This window comes from Streptomyces sp. 13-12-16 (genome assembly GCF_002114215.1).
Classification (GTDB): domain Bacteria; phylum Actinomycetota; class Actinomycetes; order Streptomycetales; family Streptomycetaceae; genus Streptomyces.
The window spans coordinates 1-2,604 of the sequence record NZ_NCTE01000810.1; the positions used below are offsets into that span (position 1 = coordinate 1).

2 protein-coding genes are annotated in these 2,604 nt (G+C 68.8%); both read left to right on the forward strand.

Annotated elements, in window-relative coordinates; all coding sequences use genetic code 11:
- On the forward strand, nt 1-1,827 hold a 1,827-nt coding region (locus tag B7767_RS29395), incomplete at its 5' end, for a 2-oxoacid:acceptor oxidoreductase subunit alpha (RefSeq protein WP_179167337.1).
- Nucleotides 1,820-2,604: 2-oxoacid:ferredoxin oxidoreductase subunit beta (locus B7767_RS29400; RefSeq protein WP_085574808.1), on the forward strand; the 785-nt coding region annotated here is incomplete at its 3' end. The genes B7767_RS29395 and B7767_RS29400, both read left to right, overlap by 8 nt.

Genomic DNA, 2,604 nt, shown 5'->3' on the forward strand with positions numbered 1-2,604 from the left:
GTGATCATCAGGTTCGCGGGGGACTCGGGTGACGGTATGCAGCTCACCGGTGACCGTTTCACCTCGGAGACCGCGTCGTTCGGCAACGACCTCTCCACGCTGCCGAACTTCCCGGCCGAGATCCGCGCGCCCGCCGGCACCCTGCCCGGTGTCTCGTCCTTCCAGCTCCACTTCGCCGATCACGACATCCTCACCCCCGGTGACGCGCCGAACGTGCTGGTGGCGATGAACCCGGCGGCGCTGAAGGCCAACATCGCCGATCTGCCGCGCGGTGCGGAGATCATCGTCAACACGGACGAGTTCACCAAGCGGGCGATGCAGAAGGTCGGTTACGACAGCAGCCCGCTGGAGGACGGCTCGCTGGACGGCTACAGCCTGCATCCGGTGCCGCTGACCACGCTGACCGTGGAGGCGCTCAAGGAGTTCGACCTGACCCGCAGGGAGGCCGAGCGCAGCAAGAACATGTTCGCGCTGGGGCTGCTGAGCTGGATGTACCACCGGCCCACCGAGGGCACGGAGAGGTTCCTGCGGTCGAAGTTCGCCCGCAGGCCCGACATCGCGGCGGCCAACATCGCGGCCTACCGGGCGGGGTGGAACTTCGGCGAGACGACGGAGGACTTCGCGGTCTCCTACGAGGTGGCCCCGGCGGCGAAGGCGTTCCCGCCCGGTGTCTACCGCAACATCTCCGGGAACCTGGCCCTGTCCTACGGGCTGATCGCCGCGTCCCGCCAGGCGGACCTGCCGCTCTACCTCGGCTCCTATCCGATCACCCCGGCCTCGGACATCCTGCACGAGCTGAGCCGGCACAAGAACTTCGGTGTGCGGACCTTCCAGGCCGAGGACGAGATCGCCGGCATCGGCGCGGCACTGGGAGCGGCCTTCGGCGGCTCGCTGGCGGTGACGACGACGAGCGGTCCGGGTGTGGCGCTGAAGTCGGAGACGATCGGTCTGGCGGTGTCGCTGGAGCTGCCGCTGCTGATCGTGGACATCCAGCGCGGCGGGCCGTCCACCGGCCTGCCGACCAAGACCGAGCAGGCGGACCTGCTGCAGGCCATGTACGGCCGCAACGGCGAGGCCCCGGTCCCGGTGGTCGCACCGTGCACCCCGGCCGACTGCTTCGACGCCGCCCTGGAGGCGGCCCGCATCGCCCTGACCTACCGCACGCCCGTCTTCCTGCTCTCCGACGGCTACCTCGCCAACGGCAGCGAGCCCTGGCGGATCCCGGACCCCCAGGAGCTGCCGGACCTGACCGTGCAGTTCGCCCAGGGACCCAATCACATCCTGGACGACGGCACCGAGGTGTTCTGGCCCTACAAGCGCGACCCGCAGACCCTGGCCCGCCCCTGGGCCGTCCCCGGCACCCCGGGGCTGGAGCACCGTATCGGCGGCATCGAGAAACAGGACGGCACCGGCCACATCTCCTACGACCCCGCCAACCACGACTTCATGGTCCGCACCCGGCAGGCGAAGATCGACAACATCGACGTCCCCGACGTCGAGGTCGACGACCCGCACGGGGCGAAGACCCTGGTGCTGGGCTGGGGCTCGACCTACGGCCCCATCACGGCCGCCGTGCGCCGCATCCGCAAGGAGGGCGGCCACATCGCCCAGGCACACCTGCGCCACCTCAACCCCTTCCCCCACAACCTCGGCGCGGTCCTCAAGAGGTACGACAAGGTCGTGGTCCCCGAGATGAACCTGGGACAGCTCGCCACCCTCATCCGGGCGAAGTACCTGGTCGACGCCCGCTCGTACAACCAGGTCAACGGCATGCCGTTCAAGGCCGAGCAGCTCGCCACGGCGCTGAAGGAGGCCCTCGATGACTGACCCCAACGCCCTTCTGCAGCTGGTGCCCAAGGCCGAGGGCCAACAGTCCATGAAGGACTTCAAGTCCGACCAGGAAGTGCGCTGGTGCCCCGGCTGCGGCGACTACGCCGTCCTCGCCGCCGTACAGGGCTTCATGCCCCAGCTCGGCCTGGCGAAGGAGAACATCGTCTTCGTCTCCGGCATCGGCTGCTCCTCCCGCTTCCCGTACTACATGAACACCTACGGGATGCACTCCATCCACGGCCGCGCCCCCGCCATCGCCACCGGCCTGGCCACCTCCCGGCGCGACCTGTCCGTCTGGGTCGTCACCGGCGACGGCGACGCCCTCTCCATCGGCGGCAACCACCTCATCCACGCCCTGCGCCGCAACGTCAACCTCAAGATCCTGCTGTTCAACAACCGGATCTACGGCCTGACCAAGGGCCAGTACTCCCCCACCTCCGAAATCGGCAAGATCACCAAATCGACGCCGATGGGCTCACTGGACGCCCCCTTCAACCCGGTCTCCCTGGCCATCGGCGCGGAGGCCTCCTTCGTGGCCCGCACCGTCGACTCCGACCGCAAACACCTCACCGAGGTACTGCGCCAGGCGGCCGACCACCCCGGCACCGCCCTGGTGGAGATCTACCAGAACTGCAACATCTTCAACGACGGCGCCTTCGAGGTCCTCAAGGACCGGCAGCAGGCCGAGGAAGCCGTGATCCGCCTGGAACACGGACAGCCCATCCGCTTCGGCACCGACGGCTCCAAGGGCGTCGTCCGCGACCGCGCCACCGG